This window comes from Paenibacillus sp. RC73, assembly GCF_044908085.1.
Lineage (GTDB): Bacteria > Bacillota > Bacilli > Paenibacillales > Paenibacillaceae > Paenibacillus > Paenibacillus terrae_A.
Map to the genome: position 1 here is coordinate 1 of NZ_JBIYCV010000013.1, position 17,846 is coordinate 17,846.

Below are 17,846 nucleotides of genomic sequence, written 5' to 3' on the forward strand. Positions count from 1 at the left end.
CCACACGTACCCATCCCGAACACGACCGTTAAGCCCTCCAGCGCCGATGGTACTTGGACCGCAGGGTCCTGGGAGAGTAGGACGTCGCCAAGCAATGTCCCTTTAGAGGATAATGAAGACATACATATTAGGGCCTTTAGCTCAGCTGGTTAGAGCGCACCCCTGATAAGGGTGAGGTCGGTGGTTCGAGTCCACTAAGGCCCACCACTTCTTGATTAACACAAAATGACTGGGGCCATAGCTCAGCTGGGAGAGCGCCTGCCTTGCACGCAGGAGGTCAGCGGTTCGATCCCGCTTGGCTCCACCAATATTCCCTGATAGCTCAGTTGGTAGAGCACTCGACTGTTAATCGAGTTGTCACAGGTTCGAGTCCTGTTCGGGGAGCCAAATCTTGAATATTTTTCAATTTTATATATAAGGTGGCGGCGTAGCTGGTTGAGGACTACAATCCATTCCAGTTAGGTAGGGTTTAATCCATATGTTGCTTGTTAGAGAGATACCCAAGTGGATATAAGGGGTTAGACTGCGAAAGTGGTGCAAGGGTTTGAATCCCTCTCTCCGTCATAAAGTTTGAAAATTTCAAGGATTCTTTTGTAAGGCCCGTTGGTCAAGCGGTTAAGACACCTCCCTTTCACGGAGGTAACAGGGGTTCGATTCCCCTACGGGTCATAGTATGGAGGCTTAGCTCAGCTGGGAGAGCATCTGCCTTACAAGCAGAGGGTCGGGGGTTCGAACCCCTCAGCCTCCACCATTTATGTTATACAAGTATTCCCTTTTAATGTCGCGGGGTGGAGCAGTTCGGTAGCTCGTCGGGCTCATAACCCGAAGGTCACAGGTTCAAATCCTGTCCCCGCAATTGATTTTCCTTAGGATTATCTATGGAACTGTGGTGTAGAGGCCTAACATGCCTGCCTGTCACGCAGGAGATCGCGGGTTCGAATCCCGTCAGTTCCGCCATTTTATGAAATATATAACTGGCATTTTTGTGTATTCTACATATAATGTGGGTTTGTATATTACAGCTATAAAACAACATATGGCTCGGTAGCTCAGTCGGTAGAGCAGAGGACTGAAAATCCTCGTGTCGGCGGTTCGATTCCGTCCCGAGCCACCTTTCAAGTGGGAATGAGTAATGTGCCGGTGTAGCTCAACTGGTAGAGCAACTGACTTGTAATCAGTAGGTTGGGGGTTCAAGTCCTCTCGCCGGCACCATTTTGGAGGATTAGCGAAGTGGCCAAACGCATCAGACTGTAAATCTGCTCCCTTACGGGTTCGGTGGTTCGAATCCATCATCCTCCACCAGTCTTTTCATAATCATTATGGCGGTCGTGGCGAAGTGGTTAACGCACCGGACTGTGACTCCGGCATTCGTGGGTTCAAGCCCCATCGGCCGCCCTTTATTTTCATTTAATGGGGATTAGCCAAGCGGTAAGGCAACGGACTTTGACTCCGTCATGCATAGGTTCAAATCCTATATCCCCAGCCATTAAGAGCCATTAGCTCAGCTGGTAGAGCACCTGACTTTTAATCAGGGTGTCGAAGGTTCGAATCCTTCATGGCTCACCATTTTTGTTTATTTTGCGGTCGTGGCGGAATTGGCAGACGCGCACGGTTCAGGTCCGTGTGGGCTAACCCCCGTGGAGGTTCGAGTCCTCTCGACCGCACCATATTTTGCGGACGTGGCTCAGCGGTAGAGCATCGCCTTGCCAAGGCGAGGGTCGCGGGTTCGATTCCCGTCGTCCGCTCCATTATCCATTCGGCGCCATAGCCAAGTGGTAAGGCAAAGCTCTGCAAAAGCTTCACTCCCCAGTTCAAATCTGGGTGGCGCCTTTACTGCTCATTATGGATTATATTATGCGCCCTTAGCTCAGCTGGATAGAGCGTTTGACTACGAATCAAAAGGCCGGGAGTTCGAATCTCTCAGGGCGCGCCATTTTCTTAAAAAATGTATAATATCGGGATGTAGCTCAGCTTGGTAGAGCACCTGGTTTGGGACCAGGGGGTCGCATGTTCAAATCGTGTCATCCCGATACTGATTTGCGGGTGTAGTTCAATGGTAGAACTTCAGCCTTCCAAGCTGATAGCGTGGGTTCGATTCCCATCACCCGCTTTTTGCTATAGCGGATTCTTGTTGCCTCAGTGGTGACACCTTATAAATAAAGAGAGCCTGTCTGGGGACAGCGCTCTCTCTTTTTTTATTTATGCTGTTGTATCTTTACACAGGAATGGTCAGTTGGATGGAGGTCCCCTGTTCTGGTGAAGAGGTTACGCTCATCCATCCTCCTACGCCTCTGGCTCGTTCCTCCATGCTGAACAGTCCCACGCCCTCCCCTTGGGATTGCTCGGAGAATCCAATACCTTCATCCCAAATAGTCACTTGTATAGTCTCACTCTGATCCTCTACGTTGACATGTGCCTCTGCTACGTCCGCATACTTGGCTACATTCGTCAAGGCTTCCTGTACAATCCGATAAATCGCTATTTCTTTGCGGATATCAAGGCGTTTACGTAAATTACATTGAAAATGTACCTCAATTCCGTAATGAGAACAATAGTTTTCAATATAGGTTCGTATGGCCGGTACGACGCCCAAATCATCCAGAACCGACGGACGAAGTTCCCATGCCAGTCCACGGACATCCTTAATAATGTCAGTCACCTGTGAACGCAGCTTTTCCAGAGCAGGACTAGGCTGTTCAGCAAGCTGGCTATCCAGTTGAATAATCAGCGCAAACAAGCTTTGCCCAATTCCATCGTGAAGCTCTCTTGAGAAACGCTTGCGCTCTTCCTCCTGTATTTGCATCACTTGCGTCATCATCGTCTGAAGCTCAGCCTCTACTTTTTTTAGTTTGGTTACCTCATTACGGATCGCCAAATACTGATAGGGCTTACCTTCTTCGTCCATGAACGGAACGATGGTGGTATTCACCCAATAGTAGGTGTTGTCTTTGGCTCGATTACGTATCTCTCCCTGCCATACCTCGCCTGAACGAATTGTGGTCCACAGGTTTTTCATAAAGGCAGGGGTATGATAGCCCGAATTAATGAGGCGATGATCCCGACCGATCAGCTCTTCACGACTGTATTGCGAAATCTCGCAGAACTTGTCGTTGACGTACTGAATAATGCCCCGGTGATCGGTCAAAGCAACGATAGAGGACGTATCCAACGCAAATTTCAGATTGGATAGCTGGTGAAGTGAGTTACGCAGTGCATGGAGAAAAGGGGATTCGGGTATATGCGCTTCCAAATTATCCAGCAGCTTATCGGCTGACTCGCCAAAAGCATGCTGGAGCAAAGGATTAGAAGGTTCATTCATAATGCAGCAGCCCCTTTTTTAGTGCAAATTTGACCAGCTCGGGCCGTGTTTTCAGGTTAAGCTTCTCCATCAGGTTACTTTTGTGGGACTCAACAGTTTTGACGCTGATCACCAGACGCTCGGCAATTTCCTTGTTTGCATATCCCTTGGCTACCCACGAAAGGATTTCCTTTTCACGTTCAGAAAGGGACTCATACGGGCCGGCTATGCCTTCCTTTTTGATCTTATCCAGATATTCACTCATTAGCCGTTTGGTTGCATTCGGGTACAGATAGGCGCTACCTTCGGCCACAGACTGAATGGCAGCAAGTAATTCCTCGTGAGGTGCGCTTTTTAAAATATATCCGGAAGCTCCGGCCTGAATGGCCCGGAACAGATATTCTTCATCGTCATGCATCGTTAAAATAAGCACTTCCGTATCGGGCAACTGTTTTTTCAATTCAGTGGTTGCCGTAAGACCGTCTTTGCCAGGCGGCATACTAAAATCCATGAGTACAACATTGGGCTGTAACTCTATCGCCTTGCGAATCGCTTCATCCCCGTCCGCTGCATCTCCTACCACCTTAATACCGTGTTTGCCGTCCAATAGGGCCATGAGGCCGGAACGTACGACAACATGATCATCCACTACAAGTATACGAATCAATTTGTCATCCCCTCGAACGGTAGAACCGTACGTTTTGTCATCATCATAGCAAATTTAAGGGATTCCAATCAACATAAACAGTTAGATACAATTATATTTCGTAATATATATCCGTCTCATTTTCTATAAAAATGCCATTAATCTTATAGAGTAAGAGTGTGGGCACATAGCTGACCAAGCTGCTCGGCGACTTGTGTGGCCCCTGCGACGTCGGAATCGGTGAACACTCTCACATCACGATTACCGAGAAGCAATACACCGTTCGGCAGATCCCCTGTGCTGGAAAAGGGAATAGCCACAGCAGAGTGAAGCTGCTCCGCCAGCATCAGCGCACATTCCTGACGTAAACGGATGCTGCCGGAGAGCATAGCACTTACGGTCACGGTACGCCCCAGACGAACAGCCATCCCGGCAATACCATGTCCTACCTTAAAAGAAATACGCCGATAGCGTTCGCTACGGCTGCCAGAGGCATAATACCATTGCAACCTGCCGCCCGGCTTGGACATGAGCGCAAGTGCTGTGAGATCCCCATAGATACGATCTCTCAACTGATCCAGTGTTTTGCGCATTTCATCCGTTATTTCTAGCATAGAAGACACATCCTTTTCCGTAACAAAACTGTAGCTCTAACTTATTGTAGTCCCGGCAGTTACAAAAGTAAGTCAGGGAACCCCCTGATCTATAGGTGCAGGAAACACTGACTTTTGAACATGCGGGGCAAGGAGTAGGAGGAAAGCCGTTAAATTAGGCTCTGCTTGATGGCAGGAGTGATATTTATCACAGCGAATCAGGGAGTAGGAAGGTGTAAAATCAGGTGTTCTCCTGATAACAACTGATGCGTCAAAACATTATGATATAGATATCAGGTAAACACGAGGAGGACACTAACATGCAAGCCACTTGTACGGAACGGTTTGGGGATGAAGTGGAACGCACGGGAATTCAGCTTTTTTTGACTGAGGAACATTTTGGGCTGCTGAAGGATATCATGTCCTGGAAAAAGGTAAAGGCGGGTATTACGCTTTTTAGAGAGGGCGAAGAATCGGAGCAGCTATATTATATACATTCGGGCCATGTTAAGCTTCGCAAGTCGACAGAAGACGGAAAAGAATTGATTTTGACCATTCAGCATCAAGGCGACTTGATTGGGGAGTTCAGCGGGATAGATGGAGAAGAGTATAGCTGCACTGCAGAAACAGCCGATGCCTGTGAGCTGGGCGTCGTGCGTGTTCAGGACCTGGAATCGCTTCTGTCCAAAAATGGAGCGATGGGGCTTCAATTCATTCAGTGGATGGCTATGAAGCAACGGATTATGCAATCGCGGTTTCGGGATTTGCTGCTGTATGGTAAAACAGGTGCATTGGCCTCTACGCTAATCCGGGCGAGTAACACATGCGGTGTAGCAGTGAAGGATGGCATTTTACTGAATATGAAGCTGAGCCACTCCGAGCTGGGCGAAATGATTGGAGCGACGCGGGAGAGTGTGAATCGGATGCTAAGCTCGTTGAAGGAGCAGGGGACGCTTGATACGCGGGATGGCAAAATAGTCATTCATGATCTCAAGGTGCTGCGCATGATGTGCTGCTGCCCTTCATACGGCCAATGTGCGCATGAAATTTGCCGACTCTAAAAAATATGAACATAAATAAGGCGGAGTCCCTGAGGACCCGCCTTGATTTACGTTTTCTGACAACCTGCACTTATACATCAGCATTTTGCATAATTCGATTCCGAACGCTTAAAAGTACTATATATAGACGAAATAAACCATTTCGATCTTTATATTGCTGATTTGAAATCGCTCTTGGGATTTATGTAAAATGATCACATTTATAACACAAAAAAAGCTAATCAACGCCGTATAGCGGTCAATTAGCTGGGGAGACGATTATTGATCTATTTCAACCTGTTCTGTCTGGAGGACACTTAAGGCTTGAAGTTTACGTGTAATTTCCTTTTGCCACTTTATATCTCCGACTTGTACCGCAAGATTGAGAAGATCCAAATAATCATCAATATGCAGGGAGGTTCTACTAAAAGCTTCTTTCACTGCGGTCCTGCCTCCTTTGGAGTCCATGTATATTTCCCTTTTAATAATGAGAATCATTATCAAAGAATGAGCTTATTCATATTATGCCTGTGTTCGAGATAAATTGCAAGTTATGATATGAATGAATTTTGAAGCGCACGAATGAGGGCTTGAAAAAACAAACCCTTCTCCTTAAGTTCACACATTGTTCACTTCTTTTCTATAGAACATAATGAAAAAAACAAGCGGGCATTGAGTGTTCACAGACGGGAGACAATTCGCGCAATGCTTCAACAAGAGGAGGAAAAAGATAATGGGCATAACAAAAATGAAAGCGTTTGCTATTTTGATGGCGAGCGCCTTGGCATTGACGCTGACAGCTTGTAATAACGGACAGAGCGCAAGTCCGGGAAACTCGGGCAGCAAGGGTGGAGACATTGCAAGTAAAGAAGTGACGATCACCTTCCAGAACATTAATCCTGATCCTAGCACTCCTTCATACAAAATGATAAAGCAAATTGTAAGTCAATATGAGCAGAATCATCCGAATGTCAAAATTGAGCTGGATTCGCTGAATACAGATCAACAAAAGCTAAAGCTGAAAACACAGGCGGCGGCGAAGGAAGTTCCGGATATTACGATTGTAAACCCGGCCGCACAGATGAAGCCCTTCGTAGATGCCGGGCTGCTGGCTCCTCTGAACGATGTGGCGGATAAAGATGGGTTGAAAGATACATTTCAGGATGGACTGCTCAATTATTATAGTTTTGATGATAAGCTTTATGCTTTTCCCGACGGCAACAATATAGAAGTAGTGTTTTACAATAAAGAGCTGTTCACGCAGGCGGGAATTCAAAAGCTGCCGACCACCTTTGATGAGCTGATAACGGCGGTTAAGGCGCTGAAGGCAAAGGGGATTACCCCGATTGCGATTGGGGAAAAGGATTCGTGGACCGGATCACTCCTTTTCATGAATATTTTGCTGCGTACGAATGAAGGGCCGAATTTCCTCAAGGATGTGCTGGACGGCAAAAAGACGTTTAATGATCCGGCCTTTGTGGAAGCAGTGGATGCATTTCAGGAACTGGTGCAGGCAGGGGCTTTCCCGGATGGAGCTACATCCATTGACTATAATGCGGGCGGCAATATTTTTAAAACAGGAAAAGCCGCTATGTATATCATGGGCACATGGGAAACAGGGTCTATTGATGCTTCTTCGGTAGCAGGCAAAGTGGGCGCGTTCCAATTTCCTACGGTGAATGGCAAGGGAGATGTGAATGAGTATGTGATTGCGCCGGGCAGTGCGTTTGCAGTATCGGCGAACAGTGAGCATTTGCAGGAGACGAAGGATTTTCTGCACTATTTTATTACAGAGATGCCCAAGATTCAGTTTGATCTGAAAAATGCGATTGGCAGCGGCCAGAAAATGAAAGGCGATCTGAAGGAGGCGGGCTACTCCGAGCTGGCAATTAGCCTCAATGAGCTGTTCAAAAATGTGAAAGGCGGCGACCTCGCATTTGATAATACGATGAATCCAGCTATCGCGCAGGCGCATCTGAGCAGTATTCAAAACCTGTTCGTGCAAAAAGAAGACTCCGCACAAGTTGCCAAGGAGCATCAGAGCGCTTTTGAAGCGAACAAATAGTTTCAGCTTAACAGGGGAGGGGCGCATTAGTTCCTTCCCTGATTTGGGATAACCATGAGCTGCCCATTCTTAGAAGATGTTCAGAAAAAACACAAAAGGGGATTGGAGCATGAATGTACTGAAGGTGCCGGCACGCACCATTGCCGTTTTCGTGCTGCCCTGCCTGCTGCTGTACACCTGTATGGTGTTTGTTCCGATTCTGGTGTCGGTGTACTGTGGACTACTGGATTGGAACGGAATATCTGAGGCGAAGTTTGTAGGGCTGGCGAATTTCGAGCGAATATTTACAGCCGATCCGGTGTTCTGGCCGTCTGTGAAGCGGACGATGATGTTCGCTTTGTTTTCCATGCTGGAAATTCCGTTCTGTCTGCTGCTGGCTATTTTGCTTAATCGCTATGTGCGTAAGGCGAATACGCTGGTTACGATGTATTTTCTGCCAGTCATTCTGTCGGTGGTTATTATCGGGCAGCTGTGGAAGACGATCTATAATCCGGCCTCAATGGGTGGGATGCTGAACGGTATTTTGATGTCGGTCGGGCTGGAAAGCTGGACACGCTCATGGCTGACAGAACCGCAGATTGCCATGTACGCTCTCTATTTTGTGTCGTTGTGGCAGTATTTTGGCTATCATTTGCTGATTCAGTTTACCGGGGTGCAAAATATTCCGAATGAGTTGTACGAGGCAGCCAAAATGGATGGAGCTGAGGGTTTTAAAGCAGACCGGTATATTACGCTACCGCTCATTGTGCCTATTTTCAAAATATCAATTGTATTGGCCTTTATTGGTTCTCTGCAATCGTTCGATCTGATCTGGGTGATGACGGGTGGAGGGCCTGCTCATGCAACGGATACGGTGTCCACGTATATGTACAACATGTCCTTTTTGTCCATGAAATATGGATATGGGAGCGCATTGGCTTCGTTTCTCGTGATTATCTGTTTGTCATTTACAATTGTGATAAATTTTGTTTTCAAACGAATCGAAAATAAGGTAAGCTAAGGGGGATGAAGCTGTGAACACCATGAAAAAAACATGGGTCTTTTCCTTGCTGGCGGTCTTGATCGTCACGCAGCTGTACCCACTCTTCTGGCTGCTGACCTATTCGTTGAAGACGAATGAAGAGATTTTGAGCGCAAGCTTCTTTGCACTCCCTCAAGTGCCCCAGTGGCACAACTATCAGGAAGCTTATGAATCAGGGAGCTACTTGCGCTATTTGGGAAACAGTGTGCTGGTGACCGGAGTTACGATGCTATTCGTCATTTTGTTAAGCTCGATGACTGCTTATGCGATTACGCGTTTCCGCTGGCGCTTTGGGGCTGCTGTGCTGACCTTGTTTCTGATCGGAATGATGATTCCGATGCAGGCAACGTTGCTGCCGCTGATGGTGATGTTCAAAAACATCAACATTCTCAACACGTATTTCTCGCTAATTTTACCCTACATTGCTTTTCAGACACCGATTGCGGTTTTCATCCTGTCCGGCTTTATGCGGTCCATTCCCCACGAGATTGAAGAATCCGCTTACATTGATGGGGCGAGCATTTATCGTATTTTTCGCAGTGTGATCTTACCCATCTCGATTCCGCCGATGATGACGGTGTGTATTTTGACCTTTATTAATATCTGGAATGAATACATTATGGCTGCCACCTTTATCTCGTCAGAGAAGCTCAAAACACTCCCTTTCGGCGTCTATACATTCGTCAGTCAGTATTCTGTGAATTACGGCAATATTGGCGCTTTTCTGGTCATGGGGGCCTTACCGGTCATTATTATTTATTTTGTCCTGTCCGAAAAGATTACCAAGGGCATGGTAGCGGGGGCGGTTAAAGGGTAGGCGAGCGATTCGAAAGGAGCGCACGGAGGTATGATGCGCCGTTTTCAGTCTATTCACCACCGCTTGTTTATTCTATTCCTGTTGAGCATGTCCGGTATTGTGCTGGCGATCAGTTTGTTATTTTATAACCGTACTACAGTGCAGTTCCATGATAAGGTCAGTGAGCTGGCTCGTAAAAATGTTTCCCAAACGGCAGGACTGTTCGAATTACTGCTCAGCAGCTATAACAGTCTGTCCAAATCGATCAGCAACAATATGGATTTGGTTCGTCTGCTAACGACGGATACCAGTGATTTACCCGCCGTCAATTACATCAATGAACGTACAATTACCAATATTCTGGGAGCTATCTATTATTCGCGGGAGGACCTGATAGGCATTCATGTCATCACAGACACAGGCAAGGTATACAACTACGGTAATTATATGAATGTTATTGATACCGATTACGAACACACTGAATGGTATAAGGAAATTCGAAAGTCAGCGGGCAAAATCGCATGGCTGGGCGTTTATCCTCACTCTGTCATTGACCAGGTGGAAACCAGACCGGTGTTTGCGTTCGGGCGCCAGCTCTATGATCTGGATGAGCATAAGCCGATTGGTATCGTCCTGTTTGAAGCTGAACCGCGCTCGGTTCTGTCCGCCCTCCACAATTTACGGCTGGGTACCAATAGTCAGGTATATCTGGTAGGCAATGAAAATCGGATTGTGTCGGCTACTTCCTCTGAACCGCCACCGGATCTGCAAAGTCTGGAGCAGCAGGTACCTGAGGATGATGTCATTGTAAATCGGAGTAATGAGAAGGTTGTAATCGCTTCCAAGTTGCCGTTTGCCGATTGGTCGGTCATTAGTGTGACACCCAGCGGGGATTTGAACGTGGAGCTGGTGCAAAATCAAAGGTATTTGCTCATCGTGGTGCCTGTACTCATTATTTTATCCGCGCTGATTGCGTCCATCGTCTCCAGACGTATTTCGCTTCCGCTGAAGCGGGTCATTCGGGAAATGAAACGGGTAGAGACGGGGAATTTCCGCCATACGTTGGAGATTGAATCGTATGAGGAAATCAACCAATTGGCGACATCCTTCAACCATATGGTAAGACGGATTGCCGAACTGATCGAGCTGGTTCGCATATCATCGGTCAGTGAAAAAAATGCCGAGCTGCACGCGCTCCAGACGCAGGTCAATCCGCATTTTCTGTATAATACGCTGGATATGATCTATTGGATGCTGGATGAAAAGGGGCAGGACCAGCTCGGGGAAGTGGTGCTTTCCTTATCCCATATGTTCCGCTACAGCAGTCATTGGGAGGAAGGGACCGATGTCAGCCTGCGCGAAGAAGTGGAGCAGATCGGGCATTACCTCACGATTATTCAAGCACGGCTGGAAGGCAGGGTATCCGTAGACATCAGTATTGATGAGCGCTGGATGGATATCCGCTTGCCGAAAATGACCTTACAGCCGTTGATTGAAAATGCGGTCAAGCACGGACTGGAGCCTCTTCATGCAAATACAGGCGGCAAGCTGCTCGTCAGGGCAGAGGAATATGACGGTGTTTTAAGCCTGCATATTATGGATAACGGCGCAGGGATGGAGTACGAACGATGGGAGGTGGTTCAGGTTGCTTTGGCAGAACCCGGCAAGCAGACGGGCAGCGGGCAGGCGGGAGGCATCGGCCTGCAAAATCTAAATTTACGGCTACGGCACATGTTCGGAGAAGAGTACGGCCTACGGATCTCCAGCGTACCTGGGGCCGGAACGACAGCCACTGTAAGTGTGCCTCTGCCACAGAAGGAGGAGAAACATGAATATTCTGATAGCTGACGATGAAAGTATGATTCGGCAGGGGATTCGGCGCACCATTGGCCAGGCTCTGCCAGCCTGCGGCATTCATCTCGCTGCTTCCACCGAGGAAGCAGCAGGCATTCTGGCGGAGCATCCCGTGGATATTGTATTGACCGATATCCTGATGCCCGGTATGGATGGTCTGGAATTCATGCGCATTTCCAAGCGAAAGCATCCTCATCTGCAGTGGGTTGTTATTTCGGCCCATTCCGACTTCCAATATGCACAAAGAGCAGTAAAGCTGGGTGCCAAAGACTACCTGTTAAAGCCGATCGGCAAAAAAAAGCTGCTGGAATGCATTGAAATGCTGGCAGCCGAAGCACTTGTCGCTTCACAGCAGGCGAACGAGGGCAAGCTTCTCAAGTCCAATATGGTCTATTTGCGTGAAGCTGTTTTTCAACGCTATGCACTCGGACTGGATACTGGGAAGCTCGATATACAGCCGTTTGTGGAAAACTATCCGGAGTTTCATCTCTTCATGGTTCGTATGGAACCTGATCACAAGCAGACACACCTGGAGCATTTTATGATTGAAAATGTACTATCCGAGCTGGTTGAGGCAGGCGGCAGTGGCTTTGTCGTCAGTCTCGACCGCCATAGCCTGCTGGGTATTGCACGGCTGCGGGATGAGGCAGAGGCGGCACGGCTGGAAACGTTGCTCGAATCCCACTTGAAGCGTTATGTGAAGGTACCGTTACAAATTACGCGTTCGGGGGTTCACCACAATTTTGCGTCCATTCCCGAAGAAGTGGCACGGCTAAGACGAACGCCCGAGGAGATTGCAGCGGCGGCGGTGGACGCCGGAGAATGTTTGCGAAAAGGCATGCATACGGTGGATGTGGCGTTGCAATATATTCGGACACATTTTACAGAGGAATTGTCGCTGGAGAAGGTGGCTTCGGTCGTCTTTTTGAATCCGGTGTATTTCAGCCAGTTGTTCAAGCAAAAAACCGGACAAGGCTACAAGGATTACGTTATTTGCTTGCGGATGGAGGAAGCGAAGCGGCTGCTCGGTGATCCTCATCTTCGGCTGGCTGATATTTCCGAGCGGATTGGCTATCAGGACATGCGGCATTTTACACAGGTGTTCCGGCGCAAATGTGGAATGACTCCGACCGAGTATCGGCATCAGGGAGTCAAATAAGGCGGTATCAACGAAGGAATGATGGAAGTTCCTCCAGCATAAGGCTGTTTCATGAGTAGAGCTGTAGAGCATCTACTCGGGAGCAGTCTTTTTCGTGTCTCCAGCCTGTAGCTGTTCAACCAATTTGCGAGCTGCATTGGATAAATAACGATCCTTGCGCCATACGACGGCAGGCCGTGTGAAGGGGAACGGCTCTTTAATGGAGAGTGTGCGAAATCTGTCCCCGTATTCTTGTCCCAAGCGAGTGTCTGGAATGATGGTAATCCCCATGCCTGTGGATACGAGCGCGAGAATGGTCGATATTTCAGGACAGTCCAGTACGACGCGCGGAATAAGATGGTGTTCCTGAAATTTGCGGATGACGGTTTCGTATAGCCCGTGTCCTTCTGTTCGGCGTGCCAACAAAAGGTCATAGCTGGCTGCTTCCTGTAACGTCATTTGTCTACTCGGATGACGATCTGCCCATTCACACGGAAGTACCGCAACAAAAGAGACGCCCTCCAGTTCAATCGTATGGTACGAGTTGTCGTCTACCGGAAGCAGCAGCAGAGCCAGATCGACTTTATTTTGATGCAGCAGTTCCTCCAGATGATGTGTGTCTCCGTGTCCTATTTTAACGTATACCTCTGGATATTCCTGGTGAAAGCGGCTGAGTTGTTCGGTAATCAGAGACATACAGACCGATGAAGTGCCTATGGACAGGGTGCCGGTTACGTTGCTTTCGAACTCTCCAATTTCTCTACAGGTATCCTCCATTTCAGCCAATAATCGCTTGGCGCGGGTGTATAGTGCGTATCCGGCCTCGGTGACCTCCCACTTCTTTCCTTCACGGTAAATCAGCTTTACGCCAAGCTCATCCTCCATATTTTTTAGCTGTTGGCTCAGTGGTGGCTGGGCCATGTTAAGCATTCGGGCGGCCTTCGTGATTTGTCCTTCCTCCACGATGACGCAAAAGTAATGCAGCTGCTTCATATCCATTAGGGGATTCCACCTCATTTCTGAACAACCACTTCGATTTGAATACTTTTAAAGTATGCATTACATATATTATATATATTTTTCGTGTGCAAGGAACAGGCGTATAATTTTTGACAGTGATGCATTGGTGAACATAAAACGATGGGGTGGAAGGAGGGAACATATGAAAAAAATCATTGTAGGAATATCGGGAGCGACAGGGTCTATCTTCGGTATCCGTATATTGCAGCAATTACGGGAGGCCGGAGCCCAGAGCCATCTGGTGCTATCCCCGTGGGCTATTGCGAACATTCCCTATGAGACAGGCTATACGGTGAAGGAAGTGGAGGCCATGGCGGATGCAGTTTATTCGTATAAGGATCAGGCTGCGCGTATTTCCAGCGGCTCCTTCCGGGTAGACGGCATGATCGTCGCTCCTTGCAGCATGAAGACGCTCGCCTCCATTCGTATCGGTATGGCGGACAACCTGCTCACCCGATCGGCGGATGTGATGCTGAAGGAGCGAAAGAAGCTGCTGCTCATGACCAGGGAAACACCATTAAGCAGTATTCATCTGGAAAATATGCTGGAGCTGTCACGCATGGGCGTGATGATCCTGCCGCCGATGCCTGCTTTTTATAATCATCCTGCAAGTATTGAGGAATTGGTGGATCATATTGTTTTTCGCGTATTGGACCAGTTTGGTATCGTCACAACCGCAGCCAAACGCTGGGATGGAATGAAGCAGACTGACTCCAGACTGCACCAGAATTGAGAAATCGGAAGACGAAGGAGAATGAAAGATGGCTTATAAAGACTTTCGCGATTTTCTGCATACCTTGGAAAAGGAGGGGCAACTGCTCACGATCAGCGATGAGGTAAAGCCGGAGCCAGACCTCGCAGCAGCTAACAGAGCGTTAAACAATTTAGGTGATAAGACGCCTGCTCTCTTTTTCAACAATATCTATGGATATAATGCTGCTCGTATTGCAATGAATGTGATGGGCTCCTGGCCCAATCATGCCCTCATGATGGGAATGCCCAAAAATACACCGCTCAAGGAGCAGTTTTTTGAGTTTGCCAGACGCTATGAACAATTTCCAATGCCCGTGAAGCGGGAAGAAACCGCTCCTTTTCATGAAGTGGAGATTACAGAGGATATTAATTTGTTTGATATTTTGCCATTGTTTCGTTTGAACCAGGGAGACGGAGGGTTTTATCTGGATAAAGCGATTTTGGTGTCACGTGATCTGGATGACCCCGACACCTATGGCAAGCAAAATGTAGGCTTGTACCGGATGCAGGTGAAAGGCAAAAACCGTTTGGGTATCCAGCCTGTACCGCAGCATGATATTGCAATCCATATTCGTCAGGCAGAGGAGCGCGGCGAAAATCTGAAGGTAGCTATTGCCCTCGGATGTGAGCCTGTGATTACCACAGCTGCTTCTACGCCGCTGCTGTACGATCAATCGGAATATGAGATGGCGGGCGCCATTCAGGGTGAGCCTTACCGTGTGGTCAAAGCGAAGGATGCGGATCTCGATCTGCCTTGGGGAGCTGAGGTTATTCTGGAAGGTGAAGTGTTGGCGGGTGAACGTGAGTATGAAGGTCCATTCGGTGAATTTACAGGTCACTATTCCGGCGGCCGCGCGATGCCAGTCATTCAGATTAATCGTGTATATCACCGTAAGCAGCCTATATTTGAGCATTTGTACATCGGGATGCCTTGGACGGAAACGGATTATATGATCGGTGTGAATACAAGTGTACCGTTGTTTCAACAGCTCAAGGATGCATTTCCTAATGAAATCATAGCCGTTAATGCCATGTATACGCATGGGCTGGTCGCTATTATTTCCACGAAAACCCGTTATGGCGGCTTTGCGAAGGCTGTGGGGATGCGTGCGCTAACGACTCCGCATGGATTGGGGTATTGCAAGCTGGTGATTGTGGTGGATGAGGATGTCGATCCGTTCAATCTGCCGCAGGTCATGTGGGCGTTATCCACCAAGCTGCATCCGAAGCATGATGCTGTCATTGTGCCGGGCTTGTCTATTTTACCTCTTGACCCCGGCTCTGATCCGGCAGGTATGACGCACAAAATGATATTGGATGCGACGACACCCATAGCACCGGATATTAGAGGCCATTATTCCCAGCCGCTCGATTCCCCGCTTGGTGTAGCAGAATGGGAGAAAAAGTTGAGTCACATGCTTCGTTAAATATGTTTGAAAATAAAGAAAGATTAAAGGAGTGCTGACAGATGCATATTTGTCCCCGTTGTGAATCTAATCGTTCGGAGGTCGTTACCCGTTCGCCAGTTAAAGGCGCCTGGGAGGTCTTGCTGTGTCCTGTATGCATGTTCACATGGCGCACCTCGGAACCAGATAGCATTACTGATCCGGCAAAGTATAAATCGGCGTTCAAGGTGAACCCCCAAGATATTCCGAATGCTACCCATGTCCCTCCTATTCCAGAGCGGGTACAGCGTCGTTCGTAACCAGATGTAAATTGTGGTACTTTGAAGATATAGGCCAAATGTAAAGGGGAGTATACTTCATGCAGACACCAAGGATCGGCAAGGAGCTGTTCACGCTGTTGGACGGCAAGGCATTGGAGAACAAGCAGCATGAAGCGATGATGCTGCTGACGGTCACTGAGGATCAGTGGCCGCATATTGCAATGATTAGCGTAGGCGAGGTTGTAGCGCTGGATGAGGGAAATCTGCGTCTGGCACTATGGCCGGGCACGACTACGACGGGCAACATGATTCGTACCGGGAAGGCGACACTCGCGGTGTTCATCGGCGGGAAGGCGCATTATGTCCGATTGTCGCTGGAGCATTTGCCGATGTTGCCCGGAGCCAAGCATGTACGCGAACGGTTTGCGGCACAGGTATTCGCAGCCCGAGAAGATTCGGCCCAATATGCGGATATTGTGACAGGTGTTACGGTCCGACTCAAGGAGCCGGAAGCAGTGTTAAATCGCTGGAAAAAAACAGTGGCAGAACTGTTAATGTAAAGCCATTTGGTTATGAAAATAATCTTTGTAATTACTAATTTTACCGTTAAAATAAATGCGAGGGGATAAGCGCTTACAAGAAATTCAGGTTGGGCTTGTTGTTACAGGAAATTAGAGCACGAGGGAAAGCTTGTTTCTTTTGAAAGCAAAACAGGAGGAATGAATATGTCTCGTTTTGAAAAGGTAGATCAGTTATTACAACAATTCATAGCGAATGGGCCAGCAGGTTGTGGTTGTGCCATTGCGCAAAATGGCCAAGTGTTGTATGAAGGGTATCACGGATATGCTGATCTGGAAGCTCGAAAACCAATCACTGAAGATACCGTGTATCGCTTGTTTTCCATGACAAAGGTTATTGTATGTGCGGCTGCACTTATGCTGTATGAACGCGGACAATTTTTGTTGAATGAGCCTTTGTATGAATATTTACCCGAATATCGTAATTCGTATGTATTCAAAACCGCTCCTAACGGACATACCTATATGGATAAAGCGGAGACTCCCATTTTAATTAAGCATATATTCAATATGAGTGCGGGTCTTCCTTACGCTTCCGAGTATTCAGATACAGGAAAAGCTATGCAAAAGGTCATTACAGCGTTAAAGGACAAGCAGGGGAAATATGATCTGCGCGCAGAGATTAAAGCGCTTTCTGAAGTTCCGCTTGCCTTTGAACCGGGAACACGATGGTTATACGGATATGGACATGATCTTGTTGCAGGTCTTATTGAAGTCATTTCAGGAAAATTATTAGGACAATTCCTAAAGGATGAAATTTTTGATCCGCTTGGAATGAAGAATACAGGTTACCGTTATCGTGGAGATATTGAATCGCGTATGGCCTCTTTTTATCAACGGACAGACACCGGAGAGCTTGAAAAAATTGAGGGTTTCTTGGATGAGCATCATCAGCCGGACGCTGTATATGAAAGTGGAGGGGCAGGTTTATATTCGACAGTTAAAGAGTACCTCACATTTTCACAAATGCTGTCGAATGGCGGTACGATAGACGGTGTGAGGCTTTTAGGGAGAAAAACAATTGATTTAATGCGCACCAATCATCTGAGTACAGCCCAATTATCCGATTTTACGAATTCATATCATACAGGTTATGGTTACGGATTGGGCGTGCGCACGTTAATTGATAAAGCGGCTGGACATGCAAACAGCTCTATTGGAGAATTTGGCTGGTCGGGAGCAGCAGGTACTTGGGTTTCTATAGATCCAAGCGAGCAGTTCTCGGTCGTTTATATGCATCAGCTGGCCCCAAATATGGAAGAATACCACCATTTGAGGCTTCGTGCAGCAGCTTACAGCTGTTTGTAAAAGTGAGGTTATATGTAACGGCTTAATCTTTGTCAGTACCGATTCTAGTTAATAAGGACCAAATTTTCTT

General features: G+C 47.7%; 16 protein-coding genes, 19 tRNA genes and 1 rRNA gene. 31 read left to right on the forward strand and 5 right to left on the reverse strand.

Translation table 11 applies throughout. The annotated features are described in order from the left end of the window. From rrf to ABH897_RS23550, 20 genes are all read left to right on the forward strand, one after another. Positions 1-93 (forward strand): 5S ribosomal RNA (rrf, locus tag ABH897_RS23455); the annotation flags it as partial. A 37-nt stretch (positions 94-130) separates the two neighbouring features. Next, positions 131-207: transfer RNA gene (locus ABH897_RS23460), tRNA-Ile, on the forward strand. A 24-nt stretch (positions 208-231) separates the two neighbouring features. Next, positions 232-307: transfer RNA gene (locus tag ABH897_RS23465), tRNA-Ala, on the forward strand. Between the two features lie 4 nt (positions 308-311). Then, positions 312-387: transfer RNA gene (locus ABH897_RS23470), tRNA-Asn, on the forward strand. 210 nt (positions 388-597) lie between these two features. Next, positions 598-669, forward strand: a tRNA-Glu gene (locus tag ABH897_RS23475). A gap of 6 nt (positions 670-675) precedes the next feature. Then, a tRNA-Val gene (locus ABH897_RS23480) sits at positions 676-751 on the forward strand. Between the two features lie 31 nt (positions 752-782). Continuing rightward, a tRNA-Met gene (locus ABH897_RS23485) sits at positions 783-856 on the forward strand. A 24-nt stretch (positions 857-880) separates the two neighbouring features. Continuing rightward, positions 881-957, forward strand: a tRNA-Asp gene (locus ABH897_RS23490). 81 nt (positions 958-1,038) lie between these two features. After that, positions 1,039-1,111 (forward strand) — tRNA-Phe (locus ABH897_RS23495). Positions 1,112-1,136: 25 nt separating this feature from the next. Then, positions 1,137-1,212, forward strand: a tRNA-Thr gene (locus ABH897_RS23500). A 4-nt stretch (positions 1,213-1,216) separates the two neighbouring features. Continuing rightward, positions 1,217-1,302, forward strand: a tRNA-Tyr gene (locus ABH897_RS23505). A gap of 20 nt (positions 1,303-1,322) precedes the next feature. Next, positions 1,323-1,395, forward strand: a tRNA-His gene (locus ABH897_RS23510). 16 nt (positions 1,396-1,411) lie between these two features. After that, positions 1,412-1,486: transfer RNA gene (locus ABH897_RS23515), tRNA-Gln, on the forward strand. Between the two features lie 4 nt (positions 1,487-1,490). Then, positions 1,491-1,566: transfer RNA gene (locus ABH897_RS23520), tRNA-Lys, on the forward strand. 14 nt (positions 1,567-1,580) lie between these two features. Beyond that, positions 1,581-1,667, forward strand: a tRNA-Leu gene (locus ABH897_RS23525). A 6-nt stretch (positions 1,668-1,673) separates the two neighbouring features. Continuing rightward, positions 1,674-1,748: transfer RNA gene (locus tag ABH897_RS23530), tRNA-Gly, on the forward strand. Positions 1,749-1,758: 10 nt separating this feature from the next. After that, a tRNA-Cys gene (locus ABH897_RS23535) sits at positions 1,759-1,830 on the forward strand. A 26-nt stretch (positions 1,831-1,856) separates the two neighbouring features. Continuing rightward, a tRNA-Arg gene (locus tag ABH897_RS23540) sits at positions 1,857-1,933 on the forward strand. Between the two features lie 23 nt (positions 1,934-1,956). Further along, a tRNA-Pro gene (locus tag ABH897_RS23545) sits at positions 1,957-2,030 on the forward strand. Between the two features lie 9 nt (positions 2,031-2,039). Beyond that, positions 2,040-2,110, forward strand: a tRNA-Gly gene (locus ABH897_RS23550). Positions 2,111-2,215: 105 nt separating this feature from the next. Here ABH897_RS23550 and ABH897_RS23555 read toward each other — a convergent pair. From ABH897_RS23555 to ABH897_RS23565, 3 genes are all read right to left on the reverse strand, one after another. Continuing rightward, positions 2,216-3,319 (reverse strand): PAS domain-containing sensor histidine kinase, encoded by a 1,104-nt coding sequence (locus ABH897_RS23555; RefSeq protein ID WP_404521496.1) that lies wholly within the window; start codon positions 3,317-3,319, stop codon positions 2,216-2,218. Then, the gene (locus ABH897_RS23560) at positions 3,312-3,965 is read right to left on the reverse strand and encodes a response regulator (protein WP_014279401.1); all 654 of its coding nucleotides are present in this window, start codon (positions 3,963-3,965) and stop codon (positions 3,312-3,314) included. The genes ABH897_RS23555 and ABH897_RS23560 overlap by 8 nt, the downstream gene beginning before the upstream one ends. Positions 3,966-4,108: 143 nt before the next feature. Next, positions 4,109-4,558, reverse strand: a complete 450-nt coding sequence (locus tag ABH897_RS23565; RefSeq protein WP_283654270.1) for a GAF domain-containing protein — start codon at positions 4,556-4,558, stop codon at positions 4,109-4,111. Between the two features lie 299 nt (positions 4,559-4,857). On the opposite strand from ABH897_RS23565, the gene ABH897_RS23570 reads away from it, so the two are divergent. Then, positions 4,858-5,598: a Crp/Fnr family transcriptional regulator gene (locus ABH897_RS23570; RefSeq protein ID WP_283654271.1), complete on the forward strand. Its 741-nt coding sequence runs from the start codon at positions 4,858-4,860 to the stop codon at positions 5,596-5,598. Positions 5,599-5,856: 258 nt separating this feature from the next. On the opposite strand, the gene ABH897_RS23575 is transcribed toward ABH897_RS23570, so the two are convergent. Beyond that, positions 5,857-6,018, reverse strand: a complete 162-nt coding sequence (locus ABH897_RS23575) for a lysine-specific demethylase (protein ID WP_014279404.1) — start codon at positions 6,016-6,018, stop codon at positions 5,857-5,859. Positions 6,019-6,310: 292 nt separating this feature from the next. Between ABH897_RS23575 and ABH897_RS23580 the strand changes: the two genes are divergently transcribed. The 5 genes from ABH897_RS23580 (at position 6,311) to ABH897_RS23600 (ending at position 12,472) form a co-directional block, all read left to right on the forward strand. Then, entirely contained in the window at positions 6,311-7,642 is a 1,332-nt protein-coding gene (locus ABH897_RS23580) for an extracellular solute-binding protein (protein WP_283654272.1), read from the forward strand. Positions 7,643-7,751: 109 nt separating this feature from the next. Then, a complete protein-coding gene (locus ABH897_RS23585) occupies positions 7,752-8,642 on the forward strand; it encodes a carbohydrate ABC transporter permease (protein WP_283654273.1) in 891 nt (296 codons plus the stop codon). 13 nt (positions 8,643-8,655) lie between these two features. Continuing rightward, complete coding sequence (locus tag ABH897_RS23590; RefSeq protein ID WP_404521500.1) at positions 8,656-9,480, forward strand: carbohydrate ABC transporter permease; 825 nt, start codon at positions 8,656-8,658, stop codon at positions 9,478-9,480. A gap of 30 nt (positions 9,481-9,510) precedes the next feature. Further along, positions 9,511-11,307, forward strand: a complete 1,797-nt coding sequence (locus tag ABH897_RS23595) for a sensor histidine kinase (RefSeq protein ID WP_283654275.1) — start codon at positions 9,511-9,513, stop codon at positions 11,305-11,307. Then, positions 11,288-12,472: a response regulator gene (locus tag ABH897_RS23600; RefSeq protein WP_283654276.1), complete on the forward strand. Its 1,185-nt coding sequence runs from the start codon at positions 11,288-11,290 to the stop codon at positions 12,470-12,472. The genes ABH897_RS23595 and ABH897_RS23600 overlap by 20 nt, the downstream gene beginning before the upstream one ends. 72 nt (positions 12,473-12,544) lie before the next feature. On the opposite strand, the gene ABH897_RS23605 is transcribed toward ABH897_RS23600, so the two are convergent. Next, positions 12,545-13,450, reverse strand: coding sequence for a LysR family transcriptional regulator (locus ABH897_RS23605; RefSeq protein WP_404592802.1), 906 nt, complete (start codon positions 13,448-13,450; stop codon positions 12,545-12,547). A 163-nt stretch (positions 13,451-13,613) separates the two neighbouring features. Between ABH897_RS23605 and ABH897_RS23610 the strand changes: the two genes are divergently transcribed. From ABH897_RS23610 to ABH897_RS23630, 5 genes are all read left to right on the forward strand, one after another. Then, the gene (locus ABH897_RS23610; protein ID WP_283654278.1) at positions 13,614-14,204 is read left to right on the forward strand and encodes a flavin prenyltransferase UbiX; all 591 of its coding nucleotides are present in this window, start codon (positions 13,614-13,616) and stop codon (positions 14,202-14,204) included. Positions 14,205-14,232: 28 nt separating this feature from the next. After that, on the forward strand, positions 14,233-15,651 hold the full coding sequence (locus tag ABH897_RS23615) for a non-oxidative hydroxyarylic acid decarboxylases subunit C (RefSeq protein WP_283654279.1): 1,419 nt from the start codon (positions 14,233-14,235) through the stop codon (positions 15,649-15,651). Between the two features lie 41 nt (positions 15,652-15,692). Continuing rightward, positions 15,693-15,929, forward strand: a complete 237-nt coding sequence (locus ABH897_RS23620; protein WP_283654280.1) for a non-oxidative hydroxyarylic acid decarboxylases subunit D — start codon at positions 15,693-15,695, stop codon at positions 15,927-15,929. 59 nt (positions 15,930-15,988) lie between these two features. Then, positions 15,989-16,450: a pyridoxamine 5'-phosphate oxidase family protein gene (locus ABH897_RS23625; protein ID WP_283654281.1), complete on the forward strand. Its 462-nt coding sequence runs from the start codon at positions 15,989-15,991 to the stop codon at positions 16,448-16,450. Between the two features lie 165 nt (positions 16,451-16,615). After that, positions 16,616-17,776, forward strand: a complete 1,161-nt coding sequence (locus ABH897_RS23630) for a serine hydrolase domain-containing protein (protein ID WP_283654282.1) — start codon at positions 16,616-16,618, stop codon at positions 17,774-17,776. The last annotated feature ends 70 nt before the right edge of the window (positions 17,777-17,846 follow it).